General features: G+C 59.0%; 24 protein-coding genes and 1 other annotated feature. Of the genes, 20 read left to right on the top strand and 4 right to left on the bottom strand.

What is annotated here, in order from left to right:
* Positions 1-4 precede the first annotated feature (4 nt).
* The 7 genes from ACQZ6F_RS05970 (at position 5) to rpsU (ending at position 5909) form a co-directional block, all read left to right on the top strand.
* The gene (locus ACQZ6F_RS05970; protein WP_449093045.1) at positions 5-892 is read left to right on the top strand and encodes a carbohydrate ABC transporter permease; all 888 of its coding nucleotides are present in this window, start codon (positions 5-7) and stop codon (positions 890-892) included.
* Positions 892-1776: a carbohydrate ABC transporter permease gene (locus ACQZ6F_RS05975; RefSeq protein ID WP_449093046.1), complete on the top strand. Its 885-nt coding sequence runs from the start codon at positions 892-894 to the stop codon at positions 1774-1776. Before ACQZ6F_RS05970 ends, ACQZ6F_RS05975 begins: the two co-directional genes overlap by 1 nt.
* Positions 1777-1780: 4 nt before the next feature.
* Complete coding sequence (locus tag ACQZ6F_RS05980) at positions 1781-2863, top strand: ABC transporter ATP-binding protein (protein ID WP_449093047.1); 1083 nt, start codon at positions 1781-1783, stop codon at positions 2861-2863.
* Between the two features lie 30 nt (positions 2864-2893).
* The gene (locus ACQZ6F_RS05985) at positions 2894-4546 is read left to right on the top strand and encodes a GMC oxidoreductase (RefSeq protein WP_449093048.1); all 1653 of its coding nucleotides are present in this window, start codon (positions 2894-2896) and stop codon (positions 4544-4546) included.
* A 288-nt stretch (positions 4547-4834) separates the two neighbouring features.
* Positions 4835-5209, top strand: coding sequence for a hypothetical protein (locus ACQZ6F_RS05990; protein ID WP_449093049.1), 375 nt, complete (start codon positions 4835-4837; stop codon positions 5207-5209).
* 258 nt (positions 5210-5467) lie between these two features.
* Positions 5468-5623 carry a hypothetical protein gene (locus ACQZ6F_RS05995; RefSeq protein ID WP_449093050.1) on the top strand — a complete coding sequence of 52 codons (156 nt, stop codon included), beginning with the start codon at positions 5468-5470 and terminating at the stop codon, positions 5621-5623.
* Positions 5624-5666: 43 nt separating this feature from the next.
* Positions 5667-5909: a 30S ribosomal protein S21 gene (gene rpsU, locus ACQZ6F_RS06000; RefSeq protein ID WP_077471523.1), complete on the top strand. Its 243-nt coding sequence runs from the start codon at positions 5667-5669 to the stop codon at positions 5907-5909.
* Between the two features lie 165 nt (positions 5910-6074).
* Here rpsU and ACQZ6F_RS06005 read toward each other — a convergent pair whose 3' ends face one another.
* Positions 6075-6371, bottom strand: coding sequence for a hypothetical protein (locus ACQZ6F_RS06005; protein WP_077471524.1), 297 nt, complete (start codon positions 6369-6371; stop codon positions 6075-6077).
* Between the two features lie 354 nt (positions 6372-6725).
* On the opposite strand from ACQZ6F_RS06005, the gene ACQZ6F_RS06010 reads away from it, so the two are divergent.
* From ACQZ6F_RS06010 to ACQZ6F_RS06050, 9 genes are all read left to right on the top strand, one after another.
* On the top strand, positions 6726-6938 hold the full coding sequence (locus tag ACQZ6F_RS06010; RefSeq protein WP_449093051.1) for a hypothetical protein: 213 nt from the start codon (positions 6726-6728) through the stop codon (positions 6936-6938).
* The gene (gene ctlX, locus ACQZ6F_RS06015) at positions 6935-7897 is read left to right on the top strand and encodes a citrulline utilization hydrolase CtlX (RefSeq protein ID WP_449093052.1); all 963 of its coding nucleotides are present in this window, start codon (positions 6935-6937) and stop codon (positions 7895-7897) included. Before ACQZ6F_RS06010 ends, ctlX begins: the two co-directional genes overlap by 4 nt.
* Before the next feature lie 41 nt (positions 7898-7938).
* Positions 7939-8742: a dimethylarginine dimethylaminohydrolase family protein gene (locus ACQZ6F_RS06020; protein WP_449093053.1), complete on the top strand. Its 804-nt coding sequence runs from the start codon at positions 7939-7941 to the stop codon at positions 8740-8742.
* Between the two features lie 30 nt (positions 8743-8772).
* Entirely contained in the window at positions 8773-9573 is an 801-nt protein-coding gene (locus ACQZ6F_RS06025) for a transporter substrate-binding domain-containing protein (RefSeq protein ID WP_449093054.1), read from the top strand.
* A gap of 199 nt (positions 9574-9772) precedes the next feature.
* Positions 9773-10486, top strand: coding sequence for an ABC transporter permease (locus tag ACQZ6F_RS06030; protein WP_077471530.1), 714 nt, complete (start codon positions 9773-9775; stop codon positions 10484-10486).
* Positions 10486-11187 (top strand): ABC transporter permease, encoded by a 702-nt coding sequence (locus tag ACQZ6F_RS06035; RefSeq protein WP_068395731.1) that lies wholly within the window; start codon positions 10486-10488, stop codon positions 11185-11187. Before ACQZ6F_RS06030 ends, ACQZ6F_RS06035 begins: the two co-directional genes overlap by 1 nt.
* Before the next feature lie 26 nt (positions 11188-11213).
* Complete coding sequence (locus ACQZ6F_RS06040) at positions 11214-11978, top strand: ABC transporter ATP-binding protein (RefSeq protein ID WP_077471531.1); 765 nt, start codon at positions 11214-11216, stop codon at positions 11976-11978.
* Between the two features lie 8 nt (positions 11979-11986).
* On the top strand, positions 11987-13138 hold the full coding sequence (locus ACQZ6F_RS06045) for a M20 aminoacylase family protein (protein WP_449093055.1): 1152 nt from the start codon (positions 11987-11989) through the stop codon (positions 13136-13138).
* A 120-nt stretch (positions 13139-13258) separates the two neighbouring features.
* Positions 13259-13314, top strand: a sequence feature (sul1 is cis-regulatory element that is thought to sense ions involved in sulfur or methionine metabolism; They are found in Alphaproteobacteria).
* Between the two features lie 69 nt (positions 13315-13383).
* Positions 13384-14850: a SulP family inorganic anion transporter gene (locus ACQZ6F_RS06050; protein ID WP_449093056.1), complete on the top strand. Its 1467-nt coding sequence runs from the start codon at positions 13384-13386 to the stop codon at positions 14848-14850.
* Between the two features lie 79 nt (positions 14851-14929).
* On the opposite strand, the gene ACQZ6F_RS06055 is transcribed toward ACQZ6F_RS06050, so the two are convergent.
* Entirely contained in the window at positions 14930-17278 is a 2349-nt protein-coding gene (locus ACQZ6F_RS06055) for a methyl-accepting chemotaxis protein (RefSeq protein WP_449093057.1), read from the bottom strand.
* Between the two features lie 603 nt (positions 17279-17881).
* On the opposite strand from ACQZ6F_RS06055, the gene ACQZ6F_RS06060 reads away from it, so the two are divergent.
* A complete protein-coding gene (locus ACQZ6F_RS06060) occupies positions 17882-18403 on the top strand; it encodes an N-acetyltransferase family protein (RefSeq protein ID WP_449093058.1) in 522 nt (173 codons plus the stop codon).
* A 105-nt stretch (positions 18404-18508) separates the two neighbouring features.
* Here ACQZ6F_RS06060 and ACQZ6F_RS06065 read toward each other — a convergent pair whose 3' ends face one another.
* Both ACQZ6F_RS06065 and ACQZ6F_RS06070 read right to left on the bottom strand, forming a co-directional pair.
* On the bottom strand, positions 18509-19012 hold the full coding sequence (locus ACQZ6F_RS06065) for a pentapeptide repeat-containing protein (RefSeq protein ID WP_246662772.1): 504 nt from the start codon (positions 19010-19012) through the stop codon (positions 18509-18511).
* A 504-nt stretch (positions 19013-19516) separates the two neighbouring features.
* Positions 19517-20047: a hypothetical protein gene (locus tag ACQZ6F_RS06070; RefSeq protein WP_449093059.1), complete on the bottom strand. Its 531-nt coding sequence runs from the start codon at positions 20045-20047 to the stop codon at positions 19517-19519.
* A gap of 783 nt (positions 20048-20830) precedes the next feature.
* On the opposite strand from ACQZ6F_RS06070, the gene ACQZ6F_RS06075 reads away from it, so the two are divergent.
* The 3 genes from ACQZ6F_RS06075 (at position 20831) to repB (ending at position 23998) form a co-directional block, all read left to right on the top strand.
* Positions 20831-21316, top strand: a complete 486-nt coding sequence (locus ACQZ6F_RS06075) for a ProQ/FINO family protein (RefSeq protein WP_077471537.1) — start codon at positions 20831-20833, stop codon at positions 21314-21316.
* A 482-nt stretch (positions 21317-21798) separates the two neighbouring features.
* A complete protein-coding gene (gene repA, locus ACQZ6F_RS06080) occupies positions 21799-22992 on the top strand; it encodes a plasmid partitioning protein RepA (RefSeq protein WP_077471538.1) in 1194 nt (397 codons plus the stop codon).
* A gap of 4 nt (positions 22993-22996) precedes the next feature.
* Positions 22997-23998, top strand: coding sequence for a plasmid partitioning protein RepB (gene repB / locus ACQZ6F_RS06085; RefSeq protein ID WP_449093060.1), 1002 nt, complete (start codon positions 22997-22999; stop codon positions 23996-23998).
* Positions 23999-24080 lie beyond the last annotated feature (82 nt).

Raw genomic sequence — 24080 nt, forward strand, 5'->3', positions numbered from 1 at the left:
GCTGATGCAAGCCAAGCGCAGACGTCCCCTTGCCGCGACCTGTGCCCTCCTGCCTACCTGGATTGCCGCGATCTTCATCTATATCGGCACCATGGTCTGGTCGGTGCGCCTGTCCTTTACTGACTCGACCATCTTTCCGTCGTCCAACTATGTCGGCTTTGCCCAATATATAAAGCTGTTCCGGACATCGAGATGGCTCGCATCGCTCGAAAACGTGCTGATCTTCGGTGTTCTCTACGTTGGAGGTTGCCTGGCGCTGGGCTTTGTGCTGGCGGCAGCGCTTGACCGCAAGGTCCGCTTCGAAGCCGTGTTTCGCACCATCTTCCTCTATCCCTATGCCATGTCCTTCGTGGTCACCGGCCTCATCTGGCAATGGATGCTGAACCCGACCTTCGGCATTCAGGCGACGGTCAGAGCGCTCGGTTGGCAGAGCTTCGTCTTCGACTGGATCGTCAATCGCGATATGGCGATCTACACGGTCGTCTTCGCCGGCATCTGGCAGGGAGCCGGCCTCGTCATGGTCATCGCGCTTTCCGGCATGCGCGGCATCAGTGAAGAACAATGGAAAGCGGCCCAGATCGACGGCATTCCGGTCTGGCGCATCTATCTGTCGATCATCCTGCCACAACTCGGTCCGGCGCTTGCCGCCTCCGGCATGCTTCTCTCCATGGGCGTGATCAAGACCTATGACCTCATCGTCGCCCAGACCGGCGGCGGCCCCGGCTATTCGACCGAGGTGCCGGCGAAATTCATCATGGACAATCTGTTCGAGCGCCAGAACCTCGGCCTCGCCAGCGCCGGCGCCACCGTGCTTGTGCTGTCGGTCGTCATGGCCGTCGCGCCGTTTCGCTATGCGCTTTACATGCGCGCCAGAAGAAGGGGAGCACACTGATGGCAGCTCTTCACCCTCGCGGCCCCAAGCCTTCGCGGCTGTCGGCCGGCCAGATCGGGCTCTATGCCTTCCTTATCCTCGCCGCACTGTTCTTCCTGTTGCCGCTCTACACGATGCTCGTCACCTCGTTGAAGTCGATGGAGGAGATCCGCCAGGGCCGCATTTTTGCCCTGCCTGACATTATCAACTTCGATGCGTGGAAAACGGCCTGGTCAGGAGCCTGTATGGGCACGCAATGCCTGGGCGTGCGCATCGGCTTCTGGAATTCGGTGAGGATCACCGTGCCGGCTGTCGTCATTTCCGTCTTCATCGGTGCGATCAACGGCTATGCCCTCTCCTTCTGGCGGCCCAGAGGTTCAAACTTTCTGTTCGGTCTGCTGATGGCCGGCGGCCTCATCCCTTACCAGATCTTCCTCTATCCGCTGGTGCGCCTGCTCGCCAATCTGAGCCTTTATAATTCGGTAGCCGGCGTCGTTCTGGTCCACGTCATCTTCGGTCTGCCGCTGGTAACGCTGCTGTTCCGCAACTATTTCGTCGCCATCCCCGAGGAGCTTTGCAAGGCTGCCCGCGTCGATGGCGCCGGCTTCTGGCGAATCTTCTTTGAGATCATGCTGCCCATGTCCGTGCCGATGGTTGTCGTCGCTTCCATCTTCCAGTTCACCGGCATCTGGAACGATTTCCTGATCGGCCTGGTCTTCGCCGGGCGAGACAATCTGCCAATGACGGTGCAGCTCAACAACATCGTCAACACCACCATGGGCGAGCGCGCCTACAATGTGAACATGGCTGCCACCATCCTGACCGCCGTCGTTCCGCTCGCCATCTATTTCTTCTCCGGCCGCTGGTTCCTGCGTGGTGTCGCTGCCGGCGCCGTCAAGGGGTAACGCCATGCAGCCTGCCGTATCCGTCAAGGATCTCAAGATCGCCTATGGCGATCATACCGTCATCGACAAACTGTCGATCGACATCGCCCCACGTGAATTTCTCGTGCTGCTGGGGCCGTCCGGCTGCGGAAAGTCGACCCTACTTAACTCCATAGCCGGTCTGCAGGACATCACGGATGGCGAGGTCTGGATATCGGACAAGAACGTCACCTGGGCCGAACCGAAGGACCGCGGCATCGGCATGGTGTTCCAATCCTATGCGCTCTATCCCCGCATGTCGGTGCGCAAGAACCTGTCCTTCGGCCTGCGTGTTGCGGGTCTTCCCAAGGCCGAGATCGATGCGCGCATTGCCCGCACCGCATCGCTGCTGCATCTCGACCAATTGCTTGACCGCCGGCCCTCCGAACTCTCCGGCGGCCAGCGCCAGCGTGTCGCGATCGGCCGCGCGCTAGTGCGCGAAGTGAATGTCTTCCTGTTCGACGAACCGCTCTCCAATCTCGATGCCAAACTGCGCAACGAATTGCGCGTCGAAATCAAGAAGCTGCACCAGAGCCTTGGCAATACGATGATCTATGTGACGCATGATCAGGTGGAAGCGCTGACGCTCGCCGATCGCATCGCCATCATGAAGGACGGCGTGATCCAGCAACTGGCCAGCCCATCCGAGATCTACCATCGCCCGACCAATCTTTTCGTCGCCGGCTTCATCGGCGCGCCGGCGATGAATTTCATCAAGGGTGAGATTTCGCTCAAGGCAAGTACGCCGATCTTTGAAAGCAACGGGCTTGCCATTGATCTCACGAGCTATCCCTTTCTGGCCGCCGCCAAAGCGGGTCCCGCCACGCTCGGTATCCGGCCCGAACATATAGCGCCGGATGGCGCAGCAACGGGCTGGCCCACCATCCCTGGCATCGTCTCGGTCGTCGAACCGATGGGAGCCGACACGGTGCTGTGGTTCGATTGGGCAGGACAAAGCCTCTCCTATCGCATCATGGGCGATGCCGCACTCCAACCAGGTACTGCGATCACACCCGGGCTCGATATCGCCAAAGCCTCCCTCTTCGACGCCGATGGCGCCCGTCTCTGAACCCGCTTTCACAGCATACGGAAAGTATCCATGTCTCAGACTATCTATGACGCGCTGGTGATCGGCTCCGGCGCCGCCGGCTCCTTTGCCGCCAAGGAATTGACCGCCCAGGGGCTTTCGGTCCTGCTGCTCGAAGCCGGCCCCGCAGTGACACAGAGGGATTTCGACCCGAACCGCAAGAAAGCGCCAGCCAGCAGCATCAATATCTGGGAGCGGGCACGCGCGACGCTGAAAGGTCAGCCCATTCAGGCACGCGCGGCCTTCTTTACTGAGCGCTTCAGCCATTTCTTCGTCAACGACCGCAAGAACCCCTATACCACGCCGAAGGATGCACCCTTCCTTTGGATCCGTGGTCGTCAGGGTGGCGGCCGCCTGCACAGCTTCGGCCGGGTGCTGCTGCGCTGGACCGACGACGACTTCAAGATCAAGTCGAAGACCGGCAAAGGCGAGGACTGGCCGGTGTCCTACGACGAGCTTGCGCCCTATTATTCCGAGGTCGAATCGAGCCTCGGGCTCTACGGCAACGAGGATGGCGTCGAGACCCTGCCCGATGGCGTCTATGCGCATCCGGCAAAGCTGACGCCGGCCGAGGAGACCTTCAAGACGGAGGTCGAGGGTCGTTGGCCGCAGCGACATGTCGTTTCCTGGCGCTATATCGCGCCCGATGCCGAGCGCACGCCGAAGCCGTTGCGCGAGGCACTGGCAACCGGTCGGCTGACCATCCGCCACGACGCCATCGTCCGCCGCATCACGACCGACCAATCCGGCAGCCAAGCCACAGGTGCGGAATTCATCGATCGCGTCACCGGCAGGGTCGAGACCGTGCGCGCGGCGCTTGTGGTGCTTTCGGCATCGCCGATCGAAAGCGTGCGGCTGCTTCTCAATTCAGCGAGCGACCGTCATCCGCAGGGGCTTGGCAATAGCTCCGGTGCACTCGGGCGCTATTTCATGGACCAGCTGCCGTGCCTCGCCTTCGGCTCCTTCTCCAAGGCAAAGGGTTGGGCAGTCGACGACTCCGCTCCGACCGATCCCTTCTACAATCCATCCGGTGGCATCTTCGTCCCCCGTTTTGGGGAAGGCGATGCCGGCCGTGATGATTTCGACTATCAGGGCAGCATCGGTCGGGCGCCGACGCCCGACGACCAGCCCGCAAGACTGGCCTTTTTCGGCTTCGGCCGCATGCTGCCCTATGCCGACAATCGCATCACGCTCGATGCGCGCCGCAAGGATGCCTGGGGCATTCCTGTGCCCCACATCCGCTGCGTCATGGGCGACGAGGAACACGCGCTTCTGCGCCGGCAAGAAGAGGTGCTGATCGACATGGTGCGCGGCGTCGGCGGTGATCTGGAATTCATCGGCTCTCCCACAGGCCTCCGGGAAATGGGTCGAGGCGCCTTCCCCGATGCCGATCCGTTCAGCCGCTTCATGTTCCGCACCTGGTTCCGCAAGACCATGTGCATGGGAGCGGCCATCCACGAGACAGGCGGCGCGCGCATGGGAAGCGAGCCGCGAAATTCAGTGCTCAACGCCCACAATCAGCTTTGGGATGTACCCAACGTCATCGTCACCGACGCCAGTGCTTTTCCCGGCAGCGGCATCGCCGGCACGACACTCACCGTCATGGCACTGACGATCCGCGCCTGCCGCAATCTCGTCGACCAGCACCGAACGGGCCGCGTCTGAAAGGCACTGGCGGCAGCAAGCAACAGGAGCCAAGGCAACACGCCAAGTCCAAACCGATACCCTCTCGGGGAACCATAAGAGCCGCAGGTCGTTCCTTACCCGGTTCGCTAGCGAACCGAGTGAAGCGCTGACGCGCATGGCCCTGCAATTACCGGCAGTGCTGCGTCAGCGACATGCATTTGAAAGGATCATGAGATGCCGGCGATCAGTATCGAGACTTCGTTATTTCGGAACCGTCGTAGAGAGCACCCTGCCGGCACCACATCCGCCATCCTATCGAAATCAACAATGATAGGGCTGGCCCTAACGGGCGCTGCCCTGTTCGCACCGGCAGCAGCAGAGGCTCAGTCACCCCAGCTCGAGAACACATGCCAGATTGCCGCCAGGAATTTTCTGCTGACCGATCATCTCAATGTCGGCATCGTCCAATCCTTTCCTGAATTGAAGCCACCCGGTGTCCGGCTGACCTATTCGATCCGGCCGGGAACCGCGAAATCCGATATGAGCGACAGCTTCGAATGCGAGTTCGACAAGACAGATCCGCCTCACCATCTCACGCGGTTCTGTGTGTCCGATGTCTGCTACTCGGCGAACGATACGAACGCCGACCGAAAGCGCCGCTTTGACGAGATGAGCATTCTGCTCGACCGTACGAATAAGTGAGCGCCTTGAGCTAGTGGTTGGGAGGCGCCGCCTTTGGCGGCCTTCCGCCGGATGCAAGGCTTGGGGCTGAAGCTCGGGCGAAATGACCCGTCCTTGCAATGCCACTTCTGAATACCCATTTTACGAGCTGAAACAGCGTCCCTGGCTACACCGGGTAGCCGCGAAGCCTAAGGCTTTGCACTCCGTCTTGTGACGTGACGGGCGCCCCCACAACACACTGTCATTAACGCTGGCCGATGGCCGGCGAAGGAAATTCTATTGAACACACCAAACATTGCGCCCGCGATTGCGGCGGCAAAGCCGTGCGAACGGGAACAGGCCGGCAACCGGCCCAACGACAAGAACTGGAAGCCCTATCCCTGCCTGCTGACGCGCAGGGAGCTTCAGCAGCTGGTCGCCGAGCAACTCGGCTGACGGCGACCATTATTTTATCAACGCCAACAACAAGGAGAACAAAATGCAGGTTCTGGTAAAAGACAACAATGTCGAACAGGCGCTGAGAGCGCTGAAACGAAAGATGCAGCGCGAGGGGCTGTTCCGGGAGCTGAAGGAACGACGGGCCTATGAAAAGCCGTCCGAGCGTCGCATCCGCGAAAAGGCGCAGGCCGTCAGTAGGCACCGCAAAGCCATGCGGAAGAAACTGCAGCGCGAGGGCCTGCTTGCGAGCCCCAAGCGAAGGTCGCCATCCTCAGCAAGATGACACGCGACCAAGCCAGCTCTCACCATATCTGACCAAAGTAAAACCCCGCTCCGACTCATCACCGTGCGGGGTTGTGCAGATGCAACGGGGCATCCCGCACGATCACCATCGTTGCGCCTTGACCATGACAGGTCGGACGTAACGGGCAGATCCTGATGACTTACGTCAGTCCGCAAGCTTGCCGACGACCAGGCCGGCGAAGAAACCGACCAGCGCGGTCGCAAAGAGCACCGAGCTTGTTGCCGTCGGGTTTTCCCTTGCTGCCTGGACAACATTCCGGCCCTCCCTGCGCGCCATGTCCGCAACGTCGGAAACCTTGGCTTTGGCGGAAGACAGCGCTTCATCGGCACGTTCCGATGCAAGGTCTATCCTGCCGGCCAGGTCTGTCGAAAGCTTGTCCAGCTGGTTGCGCAGCTCCTCGATCTGAACGTTGACGTCCTTGTCCAGCTTGATATCGGCCATTGCATTCTCCTGGTGGTTTACGACAATTCGTCTTTCAGAAACGATGCAGACCTGTTCGGGTTCCCATTGATACGGGATTTAGATGCGCCAATTCTGCGCGACCAACCGTCAGACGGAAGGTTCGACAAGAGGCCTCAGGCGCCCGGACTTTGATCTTCCAAGGGCCTGGATGCCGCTCATCGCGGTCGTCGAGATCAAGCCCCAATACAGCAATCAAAAACATCTCTGGCGGTTTGCACAAAGCAGCAGTGCAATTTGCTAGATTTACTGCAAGAATTTCTACAGTTCTCGAATTTCAACTGACGCTATGCCTACCTACGCTGCCTCATCAAATTTCCTGAGGAGGCTGGAAACGTGGTTCAATCTGTAGGCGTCGACGATGTTGTCGAGCTGGCTCGACCGGCGAGGATTCTCGTCGCCGCGAGCGGTTCGAAACAGAGCCTCGGCTTGCCAGGCAAGTCGAAGACGAAGCTGCAGTGCGATGCCAAGCCAGAGAATGCCCGTAATCATCGCGGCTTTTTCGCCAGTCAGCCTCCACTTTGCCGCGGAGCGTCGCCTGAAGCATGAGTAAACTATCCGTACAGGCCCCGAAGTCAGTTGTGATGATCCGGCCGCATCATTTCACCCCGAATCCGATGACCGCCAACGACAACTCGTTCCAGTCGAACGACGAAAGGCGTGCGGCAACGGCAATCGCAAGTGCGGCCTTCGACGAAGTGACGCGCATGGCCGAAGGCCTCGCATCGGCTGGCATTACCGTACATGTCTTCGAAGACAAGACCGCCACGACACCGGACTCGGTCTTTCCCAACAACTGGTTCTCCACGCATTCGGGCGGCCATGTCGCCATCTATCCGATGTATTCCGCCAGCCGTCAGAGCGAGCGGCGCACGGATGTGATCGAGATGCTGAAGACCGATTATCGCGTCCAGGACGTCATCGACTATTCGGGCCTCGAAAAGGACCATGTCTATCTGGAAGGCACCGGCGCCATGGTGCTCGATCATATCGGCCGCGTCGCCTATGCCGTCCGCTCCAACCGCACCAATGAAGTCGCGCTGGAGCGCTTCTGCACCCATTTCAACTTCGAGCCGATGGTTTTCGATGCCGTCGATCGGAACGGCAAATCGATCTACCACACGAACGTGCTGATGTGCATCGGAACGGATTTTGCGCTTCTTGGATCTCAGATGATCCCGGATGTTGCCCGCCGCCAGGAGATCATCGCAAGGCTCGAGGAGACCGGCCGCAAGGTGATCGATCTCTCGATCGAGCAGATCGAGAACTTCGCCGGCAATGCCATAGAGCTGGAAGGTCGAGGCGGCAGGGTGGTCGTATTGTCGGCCAGGGCTCACGCAGCCTTGGACGCCGGCCAGACAGAGGCCATCGAGCAGTCGGCAAAGCTGCTGCCCTTCGATGTCTCGACCATCGAACTGGCCGGTGGGTCGGTGCGCTGCATGCTCGCCGGCATCCACCTGTCGCGCCGCGATCCGGCAGCCACACAATTGCTTTACGCCGCCGGGTGAGCCGGATAGAGAAGCCGTCAAGAACATAAAGGTACTTGGAAATGTCGCAAGCAAGATCAGTCTATCACTTCAATTCGGTCATCGTGCGCGAGCCCTCGCGCTCGGTCGTCAACGGCCTTCGCGCCGACGATCGGGGCAACCCGACCTATGATGGCGTCAAGGCCGAACACGACGCCTATATCGCCGCCATGCGCGATGCCGGTGTCGAAGTGACCATTCTTCCGGCGCTCGAAGCCTTCCCCGACTCGGTCTTCGTCGAAGACCCGGCGCTCGTCTTCCCGGAAGGCGCGATCCTGCTTCGCCCTGGTGCTGCAACCCGCGTCGGCGAAACGGCTGAGATCACCCCGACACTTCGCGACATGTTCGAAACCGTCCTCGACCTTCCGAGCCCCGGCTTTGCCGATGGCGGCGACGTGCTGACGACGCCGAAGAGCGTCATGATCGGTCTTTCCGCCCGAACCGACAAGGTCGGTGCCGAAGCGCTTGTTGCCTGCATCGCCAAGCTCGGCCGCAAGGCTGAGATCGTCGCAACGCCAGAAGGCGTACTGCATTTCAAGACCGATTGCTCGCTGCTTGACGACGAAAACGTCCTGTCGACGGCTCGCCTCGCCCGCTCCGGCGTATTCAAGGACTTCAAGCAGATCATCATTCCGGAAGGCGAAGAGCCCGCCGCCAACGCATTGCGCGTCAACGACGTCGTCATGGTCGGTTCGGACTTCCCGCGCACGATCGAGATGCTCGACAAGCTCGGCTACAAGGTCGTGCCCTTGCAGACGACCCAAATCGGAAAGATTGATGCGGGCCTGTCCTGCATGTCGCTGCGCTGGTTCCGCAACGGCCGATAAAACAAACTTAAAACAAACTGGGAGAACAGCATGCATAGCTTCAAATCGACAATCGCGGCCGGCGTCGCACTCATCTTGTCCGCCGGCCTTGCTCATGCCGAAGATACCATCCGCCTCGGCATGACGCCCGAACCCTACATGCCGTTCACGCAGGTGAATGCGGCGGGCGAATGGGAAGGCCTCGAAGCCGATCTGTCCCGCGCGGTCTGTGCAAAACTGACGGCAAAGTGCGACATCAAGCAGATGGCCTGGGACGGCCTCATCCCGTCGTTGAACGAAAAGAAGGTCGATTTCATCATCGGCGCCTTCTCGATCACCGATGATCGTCGCAAGGTCGTGGATTTCAGCACGCCATACTACACCGAAGGCACATCCTTCGTCGGCGCCAAGTCCGACAGCACGAAGATCACCACCGTCGATGCTCCCGATGGTTCGGGCAAGATCATCGATCCCTCGATCGTTTCCGGCAAGATCATCGGCGTTCAGACCTCCAGCGTTCAGGCCGCTTATGTCGCGAAATACCTGAAGGGTGCCGAAGCCAAGAGCTACGACACGGCCGACAACTCCGTTGCCGATCTCATCGCCGGCCGTGTCGACTACGTGCTGATCCCGGATCTCTACATCCAGACCTTCCTGAAGTCGGATGCCGGTGCCGATTACGAAGTAAAGCTCACCGTTCCAAAGAACACCACGCTTGGCGAAGGTGTTGCCTACGCCATCCGCAAGGGTGATGCCGACACGCTGACCAAGATCGACACGGCGCTTGCCGAACTCGACAAGGACGGCACGACGCAGAAGCTTGTCGACAAGTGGATCTTCAACAAGAAGTAATGGCGTGAAACCGGGCGCGGCTTCGGCTGCGCCCACCGCGCCGCGGCCACCCGCCCTCCTTCTGCCTTTGTCGCGAAATCGCTCTTAACGCCTCATCGCAGCCTTGCAGACCAGACGGCGCCTGATCCCGCACTATCGGCAACAACAAGGGCCGACCGGCTCACTTCAAAAGCAAAGCCGGATCGAGCAGGTAGAATGCATGGACTCATATTGGCACTTGCTCGGCTGGGGCCCGGAAGGCTGGGGCGGCAATTTCGCCTGGGGTCTGCTGATGACCCTTCAGGTCTCGATCATCTCTTACATAGTGGCCGTAGGATTCGGCTTTCTCGGCGCCGCGGGCAAGCTTTCGCACCATCGATCCCTGCGCTTTGCGGCCGGACTTTATACGACGGTCGTGCGCTCGCTGCCGGAACTCCTGGTCATCCTTCTGCTTTATTTCTCCGTCGCAAGCGGCGCTGAACGGTTCCTGAAATATGCCGGCCTCGTCGATGACGGCTTTCAGTTCAGCCCCTTCTGGGCAGCCATCATCGCGCTCGCCTTCGTCTCCGGCGCCTTCATGACCGAGGTTCTCAGATCAGCCTATCTCGCGGTGCCGCCGGGTCAGATCGAGGCCGCCGTGTCGATCGGCATGCGGCGACGCAAGATCCTGATACGTGTCATCCTTCCGCAGATGATGCGCCACGCGGTGCCGGGAATGGGCAATCTTTGGCTCTCCATTACCAAGGAGAGCGCCATCATTTCGGTGCTCGGCTCCTTCAGCGAGTTGCTCTACACCGGCTACCGAGCGGCCGCGAGCACAAAGCAATACATCCTGTTTTACGGTCTTACCGCCCTGCTCTTCCTGCTCATTACATTGGTGTCCGTGTTCCTGATCAGCCGCATCGAGCACTATCTGAACCGGGGGCATCGCTGATGGAAACGATCACCAACGTCATTTCCTTCCTGCCCGCCCTCATCAAGGCAACGCCGCTGACGCTGCTGCTGACGGCAACGGCCGGCATCTTCGGCCTGATCATCGGCACGCTTGCAGCCCTTGCCCGCCTGTCGAAATACCGGCTGCTCGCATGGCCTGCCTTCGCCTTCACCTTCGCCTTTCGCGGGACGCCGCTGCTGGTGCAGATTTACCTGGTCTATTACGGCCTCGGTCAGATCCTGCCCGGCACCTGGGTCCGCCACAGCTTCCTCTGGCCCTATCTGCGCGATGGCCTCTGGTATGCGATCGCGGCCCTCAGTCTGAACCAGGCATCCTACAATGCCGAAGTCATTCGCGGCGCCATCCAGGCGATCCCCCGCGGCCAAATCGAGGCCGCGCTTTCGATCGGCATGACGCGATGGACGATCCTTCGGCGCGTGACGCTGCCGCAGGCGTTCCGCCATTGCCTGCCGGTTCTCACAAGCGATCTGATCATCCTGTTGAAGACGACATCGCTCGCCTCGACCATCACCATTCTCGAAGTGATGGGGACGGCCCGGATGCTGCAGCGCCAGTCGCTGCTGATCTTTGAACCGCTGATCGCCGCCGGCATCATCTATTTCGCCGTGGTCTTCATCCTGACCCGGATCATGAACGTCGTCGAATTCCGCATGACGCGCTATCGCGCCGTTCGTGCGTGAGTTCGAAAGCCTCGGGAGGAATTGAAATGGTCGAGACAGCACTTTCGGTGCGAGACATCCACAAGAGCTTCGGCAGCGTCGAGGTCTTGAAGGGCATCTCGTTTGAGGCACGCAAGGGCGACGTGATCTCGCTGATCGGCAGCAGCGGCTCCGGCAAGAGCACCCTATTGCGCTGCATCAATTATCTCGAAACGCCGGACAAGGGCGAAATCTCGGTCGCAGGCGAGGCCATCCGCACGGCCCCGTCGCGCGGCGGCAAGCTGCATGCGGCCGATCCGCGACAGCTGGAACACATCCGCACCCGCCTCGGCATGGTCTTCCAGAGCTTCAATCTCTGGTCCCATCGCACAATCCTCGAAAACATCATCGAAGGTCCGATCCATGTTCTCGGCACGTCCCGCAAGGATGCGATCGCCGAAGCCGAGGTGTTGATGGAGAAGGTCGGCATTACGCCGAAGCGCGATCAATATCCGGCGCAGCTATCCGGCGGGCAGCAGCAGCGCGCGGCGATTGCCCGCGCGCTCGCCATGAGCCCGGAAGTCATGCTTTTCGACGAGCCGACATCCGCCCTTGACCCCGAACTCGTCAACGAGGTGCTTCAGGTGATCAAGAAGCTAGCCGAAGAGGGCCGTACCATGGTGATGGTCACCCACGAAATGGCGCTCGCCCGCGATATTTCCAGCGAGGTGATCTTCCTTCACAAGGGCCTGGTCGAAGAGCGTGGCGCGCCGGAGACCATGATGCGCAATCCGGAATCCCCGCGACTTCGTCAATTCCTTCAGATGGCATGAGGACCGCAATGAGCGATATCGACTTCCAAGGCTTTCTCCCCGATCTCATCGAGATCCGCCATAGCCTGCATCAGATGCCCGAGGTCGGATTGTCTGAATTCAAGACCTCGGATTTCATTGCGGAGCAGCTTCAGAAATGGGGCTTTGAGGTAACGCGTGGCCTCGCCACCACAGGCATCGTCGCTACCCTTCGCGCCGGCAGCAGCAATCGTGCCATCGGTTTCCGCGCAGACTTCGATGCCTTGCCCATGCATGAGGAAACCAATCTTCCCTATGCCAGCCAGCATCCCGGCGCCATGCATGCCTGCGGCCATGACGGCCATACCAGCATGCTTCTCGGTGCCGCCTGGGCGCTGTCGCAAGACAAGAATTTCTCGGGAACCGTGCATTTCATTTTCCAGCCGGCGGAAGAAAACTTCGGCGGCGGCAAGCTGATGATCGAGGACGGCCTGTTCGAGCGCTTTCCCTGCGAGCGGGTTTTCGCGCTGCATAACTGGCCCGGCATCGCGGCCGGTACTTTCGCAACCCGCGCCGGACCGGTTGCCGCCTCGATCGACGTCCTGACGCTGACGGTGAAGGGCAAGGGCGGTCATGGTGCACAACCGGAATTGACCGTCGATCCCGTGGTCGTCGGCTCCAGCATCGTGATGGCACTGCAGACGCTGGTGTCACGCAACATCTCGCCCCACCAGCCATCCGTTGTCACCGTTGGCGCTTTCCTGTCGGGCTCGGCATCCAACATCATTCCCGACACCGCTGTGCTGGAGATCAGCATGCGAGCCATGAACCCGAAGGTGCGTGAAGAGATACGCGAACGCGTAGAGCAGATCGCCACGTTTCAGGCCAAGAGCTACGGTGCCGATATCTCGCTTGACTGGCAGGTGGGCTATCCCGCGACCATCAATGACAAGGATGCCGCGGAGGCGGCGAAGTCGACGATCAAACGGCACTTCGGCGAGGATTCGTTTACCGAACTCGACCTTCCCCTGATGGGGAGCGAGGACTTCTCGTTCCTGCTCGAAAGGGTTCCAGGCGCCTATGTCCTCATCGGCAATGGCGAAAGCTCCGGCCTCCACACCACGACCTACGACTTTAACGATGACATCCTAGAGCGTGGAGCCATGTACTTTTACCACCTGGCCAAAGATCAGCTGGCCTAGGCAAGAGTTATCTAGACGAAGAACCAGGGCATCGGCACAGGTGCCCTGGCGCGGGCATGACGGCGGCAAAAATTTCACGTTGCGTCGCGGAAAAATTCTGGCCATAAGCAACATACTCACCACGGACCCGGTGAAACTCCGGGTGGCTCTTCTGGCCGCCGATCCGCCAGACCACGCAAAACCAGCATGTCACCAAAAACCGCTGCACCCAGCGTGTTCGCTATGCTTTGCGAGACCGTCACCACATGAAACTCTCATCCATCCGCCGGGATTGGTCCGCCAATCCCACGCGCGAAATGCTCGCCGGAGCCGTCGCGACGTTTGCGCTGATCCCGGAAGTCATTGCCTTTTCCTTCGTCGCGGGCGTCGACCCTCAGGTCGGCCTCTTCGCCTCCTTCATTATCGGCATCGTCATCGCCTTCACCGGCGGTCGTCCCGCCATGATCTCGGCCGCGGCGGGCTCAGTCGCCCTTGTCGCGGCGCCGTTGGTCCATGCCCATGGCCTGCCCTACCTTTTTGCCGCCGGCTTGCTCGCCGGCCTTTTCCAGATCGCGTTCGGGCTTTTGCGCCTCGGAGTCCTCATGCGCTTTGTCTCGAAGTCCGTGCGCACCGGCTTCGTCAACGCTCTGGCGATCCTGATCTTCGGGGCCCAGCTTCCCCACATCATCGGCGGAGACTGGCTTGGCTATGCCATGCTCGCCGCAGGGCTTGCGATCATCTACTTGGTTCCAAGGATCACGACGGCGATCCCCTCGCCGTTGATCTGCATCCTCATCCTGACCGTCGTCTCGATCTCCCTGCAGCTGCCCGTGATGACGATTGCCGATCTTGGCAAGTTGCCGGACTCGCTTCCAATCCTGAGCTGGCCCACCGTTCCCCTGACTTTGGAAACCCTCAGGATAATCGCCGGGCCGGCGCTCGCCATCGCCATGGTGGGCCTGCTGGAATCGATGATGACGGCCAGTGTCGTCGACGACCTCACCGGCACGCCCAGCTCGAAGAACAGGGAATGCACCGGCCTTGGCGTCGCCAATGCCGCAGCGAGCCTGTTCGGCGGCATCGCCGGCTGCGGCATGATCGGCCAGACGGTCAGCAACGTGAAATACGGCGGACGCGGGCGTCTCTCGACCTTGTTTGCAGGCGCGCTCCTGCTGATCCTGATGGTTCTCCTCAAGCCATGGGTGTCGCAGGTTCCCGTCGCCGCACTGGTGGCCATCATGGTGATGATGTCGATCGACACATTCGACTGGTCGTCTCTGAAGGCAATGGTCGTTCACCCGAAGACGTCGAGCGCCGTAATGGTCTTGACCGTCCTCGTTACGGTGTTCAGCTCGAACCTGGCATTGGGTGTTACCGTCGGCGTGCTTTTGAGCGGTGTGTTCTTCACGTTCAAGGTCGCTCGCCTTCTGCAAGTCGATACCGAGACGGACGCTACGGCGAAGCGGCTGACCTACCGCGTGACAGGCCAGGTGTTTTTCGCATCGGCGGATGTGTTCGTAGAGGCTTTCGATATCGAAGAAGCCAATGGCATGACGGTTCTTATCGACGTGTCGCGCGCCCATTTCTGGGACATCACCGCCGTTGCCGCCCTCGACAAGGTGGTCGAGCGTTTCAAGGCGCATCATATCCCCGCCGATGTGCTGGGCTTGAACGAGGCGAGTGCTACGTTGATCGGAAGCCTCAAGGGCTCGATCTGGCTCAAGGAAGTCTGAGCCAGATCAGATGGTCGATGCTGTGGCACGTGCTGCGGTAGCTATCCGAATCTTATCGCTTCGAAGGGCATGGGAAATCTCAGAAGTCTTCCCATGCCGGGTCTGCCGCTGCCGGCGCAGCCCCTTTGAAGGCGGAGCGGAGTCTCTCGCCCAGTGCCCTCTGGCCTGAAAGCCCGGCGCTGGGGGTGGCCGCGGCGGTTCTCGAGGGGCCTGCACTTCTTCCCGGTGCCGAGCTGCCCAGCGAAACCACCTTTCCTGCGGCGCCGTCCAGCTTGAACTGCCCGAGGCGGGCCGAGAGTGACGAGACCTCGCTTGCCAGCGTATGGGACGCGGCATTGGATTCCTCCACCATCGCCGCATTCTTCTGGGTCGCCTGGTCCATCTGGTTGACGGCAGTGTTGATCTCCTGCAGGCCGGTCGACTGTTCTCGGGCTGACTGCACGATCGCCTGCACGTTGCTGTCGATCTGCTGGACCTCCTGAACGATTGCACGCAGGGCCTCCCCGGTCTGGCCGACGAGACTGACACCTTTCTTGACCTGATCTCCGGAGGAGTGGATCAGCGCCTTGATTTCCTTGGCCGCCGTGGCGGAGCGCTGAGCCAGCTCACGAACCTCCTGGGCGACGACGGCAAACCCTCTGCCGGCTTCGCCGGCACGGGCAGCCTCGACCCCCGCATTGAGGGCAAGCAGGTTTGTTTGGAAAGCAATCTCGTCGATCACGCCGATAATGTTGGAGATCGATTGCGAGGAGCGTTCGATGCCATTCATCGCCTCGACCGCACTGTGGACGATTTCGCCGGAACGTTCGGCATTGTCCTTCGTGCGGCCGACCAAAGCTGCGGCTTCTTCGGCGCGCGTGGTCGAATCCTTGATGGAGGTGGTGATCTGCTCGAGCGCTGCGGCCGTCTCTTCAACCGAAGCCGCCTGCTGTTCCGTACGTCGGGCGAGATCGTCCGCACCCACGCGGATTTCCTCCGATCCGCTCTGGATCACGGATGCATTCTCGGAGAAGGAAATCATCGCGGCCTGCAGTTTTTCGACCGAGGCATTGAAGTTGCCGCGAATCTCGTCAAGCGCCGATGTAAACGGCCGGTCGAGCCTGGCCGTCATGTTGCCGTCCGAAAGCTGCGCCAGTCCGGCGGCGAGTTCGCCAACGGCGAATTTCACTTCCGCTTCCTGGGCGTCGTTGACGCGGGCGCGCTCGGCGCGCTCCGTCTCCTGTGTCGCGCGGCTGGCTTCGGCCTCGGCTTCGAGCCGCATCTTTTCACGATTGCTTTCCAGCAGGATATTCAGCGACCGGGAAAGATCCCCGATTTCGTCGCGGGCTTCGCGATCCTTAAGCGTCACATTCAGATCGCCATTGGCGATCCGGTCGGTTTCGCCGATGACGTTCTCGATGCGGCGAACGAACCGCCGGGCGATCAGCCAGCCGGCAAGTCCAAGGAGGACGGCGGCGATCGAGGTGACCGCGATGGCGTTCTTCACGACATTGTCGACCTGCGCGAATACAGTGGCTTTCGGCACGGCCACGATCGCATACCAGGATATGCCATCGGTCAGCTTCACCGGCTCGGCGACGGCAAAATAGATGCTGCCGTCGGGACCGGTAATTTCGCGTTCGGTGCCGGGATTGGCGATCAGCTGGTCCCAACCAGCCGTCTGGGCACCACCATCCTTAATATTCTTTCCAATGAGCGTGCCGTCAGGATGGCTGATCATTCCCCCTCCCCCGGTGACCAGGCTCATGAAGCCGGTGCCCATGGGATGGATCGTGGAAATGGCTTTCTGGGCGTCATCGAGGGCGATGTCGAGACCGGTGACGCCGACAGGCTTGCCATCGATCATGATCGGCTTGGCGATGGAGGTCATCAGAACCTGCTTGCCATCGATCGCATAGGAATAGGGCTCGATGACCACGGTCTTCTGCTGGTTGAAGGGGAGCTGGTAATAGTCCCCTGCTCCGGAAACGGTATAGTCCGCGAGCGGAACATGCGTAATCTTGCCGCCGCTGCGAACCCAGTATGGGATATAGCGGCCGGTCGCATCATTGCCGTCCTTGCCGGCGAAATCCTTATCCTTGCCATCGAAGGCGTTCGGCTCCCAGCCGGTCCAGACGCCAAGCGCCGCCGGATTGTCTTCGAGCATGTTCTTCAGGAGATCGTCGGCGGCCGTCCGGTTCGCATTGCCCGTTTCCTTCATAGTTGAAAGGACGGTCTCGAGCGAATTGACGATGGTGATCGATGATCCCAGGGCTTTTTCGGATCCGGCCGCCGTGGTGTCGGCGATCTCCCGCATCTGGTCGAGGCTGGACCGGCGGATCGTCGTGTAGGCGGAATCGAACAGGATGGCCGAAGCGGCCACCGTGGCGATCACGCCGCATGCGGCGACGGCGAAGATATTGCGGCTAGTTGCGGATTTCAAAATCATATCACCACCTTCTTGGGTGGCGCAGCAATCGCGCGGCCCGCCCCCCGCGTGCCTTGACAGAAACAATATTCCGCAAGCGGCAAACCACGACCGAACCGCTTGTATTTTAACGAAGCTAGATGCGCTGAATTAATAAACAGTATATCTTCATCCCAATATTCCCTGCGACATCAGTATGACTTTTAATCATCAAGAAAGAATTGGAATTATTTCTGGGAAATTAATGTTTTAACGAGATTGAAAGCAGCGAATAAATACTGCGGTGCAAAATTAGTACTCTCTATTGAACTTCATATACCCCATCGAAAAGACGCCCAGGGAAGCAGAGCTCGGAAACCGGGATCATTGTGTGCGATCAGATATATGCGGCACCCCAGGACCTGTTGGGGAAGGCATCAAAATGCCGCAGGTCAGTTGAGTTTATCGATCGTAATCGCTCCGGCTTTCGGCTAGGGATTTCCTTGGCTGCTTCAAATTGCAGGGCTGAGCGATGATCTTCAAAAGTTGTGCCGCAAGCCGCGCTGACGGCACCATGGGCTAAGCCGTCACCTGCATTTTCCAGGCGCTAATTCGTTCTCAGCCTAAAAACGGGGTAACAAAAGCATGCATATTCGAAAGGCCGTCACTGCCGACGCCAAGGAGCTATCCGGTCTCCTGAATGAAATCATCCGGGCCGGCGGAACCACCGCGCTCGAGACGCCGCTTTCGGCTGAGGAATTTGCGGAGTGGTTCATCGATGGCGAGTTCGCCCTCGTTTGCCACGTTGCCGAACACGACGGATTGCTCGTCGGTTTTCAGTCCCTGAGCTTATATGGCGATCCACCGAAAGGATTCGCCGACATCGCGACATTTGCCCGTATGAACTCAAGTGCGCGCGGCGTGGGAAGCGCTCTCTTCCCTGCAACCCGAGCTGCCGCAGAAGAGCTCGGGTTCGAATTCATCAATGCGACTATTCGCGCCGACAACGTCAGTGGTCTTGCCTATTACGAGAAGATGGGCTTCGAGACCTATGACTGGCTCGTTCAAGTCCCCCTATCGGATGGAACACCGGTCGACAGGATCAAGAAGCGTTTTGCGATAGGCGCGAAGCGCCGCAACTCATCCGAAGACAATGCCTCGTCCTGATGGTCTGCAGGAAGCCGCGGGAACGCTGTCGCATTAGTCGGTCACGATTGCAGACTATTGCGACAGCTGTTTTCATAGAATGGATGGACGCCTCACCCGCGATACCTAGGAGTTCTGCGACTTCTCATACGCCTCGACCATCTCTTCGAAAGGTATGCCGTCGAGTGTCGCACCCATAAGCCGGCAGTTGGCGAACTCAACCCCAGAAAAGTTGATGTTTTGAAAGCGCGAGCCCGAAAGATTGACGTCATTGACGTACCATCCGCTCATATTGCTATCGTTGAACCTAGCTCCAGAAAAATTAATTTGATTGAACGTCGTGCCTGAGAGATTTGCATCGTTGAAGGTCGATCCCGACAGATCAGTGTCGTTCACATTGAGCTTCTCTGTTGTCCTGTGAAGCTTCATTTCTTCGCCAATCACGGAGAAGAAAAGTGGTTTTTCTACCCCCTTTGGCCCGAGCACAGCAGCAAGCGCATTCCAATCTTTCATACCGAATTGCTTCGCAATCAACTCAAGGCATTCGCTATGAGAAAGATCGATTTTCCGACTGCTGAGAGCGTCACGCATGGCCTTTGCCATGCCTTTGATAGCGACGGTGTTGAACATTCCAGTTCCTCCATGGCAATCTATTTGTCAGTGCTCGCATTGCTGACCGACTGCCGAAAGGGCTGGAAGTCGAACCCGGTATCCAAGTGCATTCACCAAACCAAACTTGGCGCGAGCGGCAGGCTGCACAGGCCTAATATAAAGATCATTGATCCCATCAGACTTGTCAATCTGCAATAACGCCCACGGCGTACCGATCAACATAGCTGCCACCCCTTCTGCCCCGCGTACGTGCTTCTGCCCAACGCCGTTCGAAATTTAGGCAATATTAACCATATGAATTAGCTATGGCCTTTTCCATATGGGAAACAAAATAACGCATAACTTCCGTTGGCGATGCTGCCTTCAAGTAGGGCCACCGCTGCTGATCAAGAGCGGTCATTGACCTCAAGCCTCTGCTCTCGCTAACAGAATGCTCACTGAATTGAGCAGGTGCCCCGATGGGATACCCCGCGCGTACCTTCTGCGCGCGGTCGCCGGAACTGAATGCACTATGCGATAGTTTCATTTTCCCTGAAGCTGCTTCATGGCCTCGCGATCCTCATTCGTCACGAATTCGCAGGCGAGTAGTGTTTTGCCCGGGAAGGCGGCGGATTCACGGGCAATGATCGATACGATCCCCATATCGGCAGTCGGCTGAGCAGACTTCGGCAGGGCGCGTGCGTACGCCTTCGTCGCCGTCCCTAGAAGGCTGCCAAGATCGTCCGACTTCAACTGATAGGCCTTGGCGAGGTCGTCGGCTCGCAAGCCCTCAACCAGAACGCCAAAGCTCGAACCGGCAAAGACGAGTTCGCTTGTCTTGAAACCCTGCCGGCCGAAGTCCGCGGGCAACTTGTAGATAGCCGCCGTCATCAGCGACATGTCGGCCTTCGCAAGCTTCTCCGCTTCGTCGTACATTTTCGTGGCCGAGGCCGTCGTATAGGCCGGCTTGCAGAGCGCCGCATCGAAAAAAGTCGCTTTATCGAAGGCTAGGGCACTCGAGCCAAATGAAAGCGATAGAACAGCGCTCAGAGACAGAAATGCTTTGATGCTCAAGATATCTCTCCAGAAGGCGGCTCATCGACTCAGACTCAGGCTTGGCCGATCACGATGCCGTATGTACCGCCACAGCGAGCATTCGCCAACCGGCACTCGCAAAACCTGAGCGGGTTATCACCGACATATTTAAACCTCTCGCCACTCTGGCGCCCAAACTGCTTCCGTCTGGAGTGGCGAGACGTGAACCGAATGGCCGGAGATAGAACTCAACGCCGAGATCTCATGTTGAAATTGACCTGGCCTACCCTCCCCCCAATACAGTTGGTCCCACAGCCTCAGGCATCCGGATGCTCGGTGGGGGACTTCGGCGATCTCGCAGGACTCCTATCAAAGAGGAAGGACATATCGCGCGCCCGCAAATAGCCGATACGAAAACATCTCCGAAAAAGGTGGGCCTGCGACGCTATGGATCTTTAGCTAACAGCGCGAGTTGGGTACTCTCCCCAAAGATCTCCTGCGTCAGGGGACGACAGGTCAATCACTGTATCAATCAATGAGCAATGAGGGGAAAAAATCTCTGCACCTGATGGCATTGGCAAATGAGATCTTTATGGCTGGCCGTTTTTCGGCCGAGTGGGCGCCGCGTACTCAATACCTTTCGCGGCCAGACGCAAGTTATCCGCCCAACTATAAAAATCCCGTTAACCAAAACTTGCTGCAGCTGTCACCCGCTCATATATGCGGCGTAGCCATCATCAATCGGCGGTGGATTCTTTTGCTCCCCGTCAAAATCACTTCACAATCAGTTCGTAATGGATTTCGAGGCAGAGGAACGATTTCATGGAAGAACCTTGGATGACAAACAATGGTCCGATCGTGGCAACCGCGCTCGATGTCAAGAAGGCGGACGCGATCAATACGCTTCTGCTTCAGCGCATTGACATTCTGCCTTCCAGGCCAGGCGATCCCGTTCGCCCTTTCGCGCTTGGGCTTTGGAGTGAAATTCGCCCCCTCTTGAAACCCGATGTGCCCGTCATGTCGCTTCGCCGCGCAACCAGTGCATTCCTCCATTCCAAGCAATATTATTTTGCCTGCGCGCAGCCTGACTCGATGCGGCATGATATTTCGGGGAATCCGACCGAACCGCTCTCGAGCGAGGACCGGCTGGCGGCGCAACACCGCCTAACAACATTGCGGCAGACACAGACCAAGGCACCCGTGCATCAACCTGAGCCCAAGCCGGCGCCACCGGCAGTCAGCAAAGCAGACCTGATCCGCGCCTCGCTTCTTGGCCGCCGCAAGCTTTCCGATGGCGTGGCTCGATAAAGCGATCGCCGAGGCCGTTGCGGCCGTTGAGCGAACGAGTGCTATGAATGGCTTTGCAAACTTACCTTTCCCACTTCTATAAGGAAGTTCGCTCAGCGGGAACGACCACATCGGCCTAAGGTGTGGTCCGCGGACTACCAGTTCAACGAGAACATATGCCGCACTAAACGACTCGCCTCAGCTTCTTACACGAAGGCACCCACCAGCGCTCAGCAAGGCCAGTAGTCCGCGGACTACCTTCGGACGGGAAACCGCTCCCCGGAACAGAGCAAGTTCCGCCTCTCGTGCCGATCTCGCAGTCTCAATATTCATTGGAATGCGATCGGCTGAAAGCGGGTTTCCTGCACAGCTATTGAGCGAAAAACCAAGAAAAAATGCCAATTGTTTAAGCATTTGTAAAACGGACACGAATCGGAGCATATTGTAACTGCGTAGTTCCGTGGCTTTCCGCAACAATTGCGCAGTTAATTGGGAAAAAGACAATGCAACCGAGTCCCCTGCTCCAGGACGAACAAGAGCACCTTCCGACGCTTCTGGCAACAGATGCGCAAGAGCTGTCCTATCAGCTCCAGCAACACCAGGCAAAGCTCTTCCCGCCTCAGTCGCAGAAGACGATGCGGATGTTTTCGCCGGCGGAAGCCGCCGCCTTTATCGGCATCGGAGAAGGCTATCTCCGCCAGATCGCCGCCGAAGGCCATGGACCGGACCCGCTGGCAAATGGCCGCAGGCTTTACACCGCCGACGATATGGACCGCATCCGCAAGGTTCTGGATGAGCGGAACGGAACGCCCAAATACGTGCCTCAGCGCAAGGGGTCCGAGAAGCTCCAGATTATTTCGGTGATGAACTTCAAGGGCGGCTCGGGCAAGACCACGACAGCGGCCCATCTCGCGCAATATTTGGCGCTGAGAGGATACCGGGTGCTGGCCATAGATCTCGACCCGCAGGCTTCCTTGTCCGCGTTGTTCGGGCACCAACCCGAGCTTGATGTGGGCGAAGGCGAAACGCTCTACGGCGCCATCCGCTATGAGGCGCCACGGCCGATCTCGGACATCGTTCGATCGACTTATACGCCGAACATGCATCTCATACCCGGGAATCTCGAACTCATGGAGTTCGAGCATGAGACGCCGCGGGCGATGGCAGCGGGCAGGGCAGAGACGATGTTTTTCGCCCGTATCGGCGAAGCTTTGACGGAAATCGAAAGCTTCTATGACGTCGTGGTCATCGATTGCCCGCCGCAGCTCGGCTTCTTGACGATGTCGGCGCTCTGCGCGGCGACCTCCATTCTGATCACCGTTCACCCGCAGATGCTCGACGTCATGTCGATGTCCCAGTTCCTGACCATGACCAGCGAACTCATGTCCGTGGTCGAGAGTGCAGGGGGTCGCACCAGCTACGACTGGATGCGCTATCTCGTCACTCGCTTCGAGCCGAACGATGGGCCTCAGAGCCAGATGACCGGCTTTATGAAAGCCATCTTCGGCAATCGCATGCTCCACAATGCCATGGTCAAGTCGACGGCTGTTGCCGATGCCGGTGTCACCAAGCAAACCCTTTACGAAGTCGAACGAGCTCAGTTCACCCGCGGCACTTACGATCGCGCGCTGGAATCGCTCAATCTGGTGAACAGCGAGATCGAGACGCATCTCCGTTCCACCTGGGGAAGGAAATAGATAGATGGCGCGCAAGAACCTGATTGAAATTTCGGCTCCGAATACGGGGCGCGCCGATACCGTGCCGGCAAAAGACACCCGGCCTATTGCCGGCTTTCTGCCGCAGGCAAGAAGCGGCGGCCCCGTTGGCGGCATCACCAGAACGCTTGGCAACATCACCGAAAAGATGGAGCGGGCCAGCGATCTCGAACGACAGCTGGCGGAAGGTCAGACCATCGTCGAGGTCGATCCCGATCTCGTTGATGGTTCCTTCGTCACCGACCGCCTTGAGATCGATCCGGTTGAGCTTGGTCAGCTCGTTGAACAGATACGCGAACACGGCCAGCAGGTACCCATCCTGGTGCGTCCGCATCCCGAGGCCAGAGGGCGCTATCAGGTTGCCTACGGGCACAGGCGCCTGGCTGCGGCAAAGGAACTTCGCATCAAGGTGCGTGCCGTTGTCCGTCAGCTTACCGACGATCAGCTCGTTGTAAGCCAAGGTCAGGAAAACAGTGCGCGCACGAACCTGTCCTATATCGAACGGGCTCTCTTTGCCCTCCGACTTGAGCAACGTGATTTTGGCAGAGATATCATCATGGCCGCGCTTGGCGTGGATAAGGCTGCGTTGTCAAAGATGCTGATCGTCATGAGGCAGGTGCCTCTGGCCCTTATCAGCTCGATTGGCCCGGCGCCGGAGATTGGGCGCAGACGGTGGTTGGAGCTGGGAGAGCGCCTTGAGGGCGTTGCCTCTGAACCGATTGTCGCCGAGTTGTCCGCGGACAACAGTCGCAAGTTATCCAGCGATGAACGTTTTCAGCAGGCCATGGCTCTGGCGATTGGCAAGCCTGCATCCACAAAGCCGATCGTGGAACCATCCGCCATATCCGGTGTACCCGTGACATTTAAGAGAACGCCAGCGCGTGCCACCTTTGTTTTCGACAGCAAGGCGGCACCTGGATTCGACCAGTTTGTGCAGGAGAGACTGAAGGGTCTTTTCACTGAGTTCCAGCAGGGAAAGGAAACGTAAGCCGCAAAAGAAAAAGGCCCCCAAACGATACCATCGTGGAAGCCCTTCTCCGATCTTAAGCACATCGAGAATCGCATTTCCC

The sequence above is a fragment of the Rhizobium sp. A22-96 genome (genome assembly GCF_053521805.1).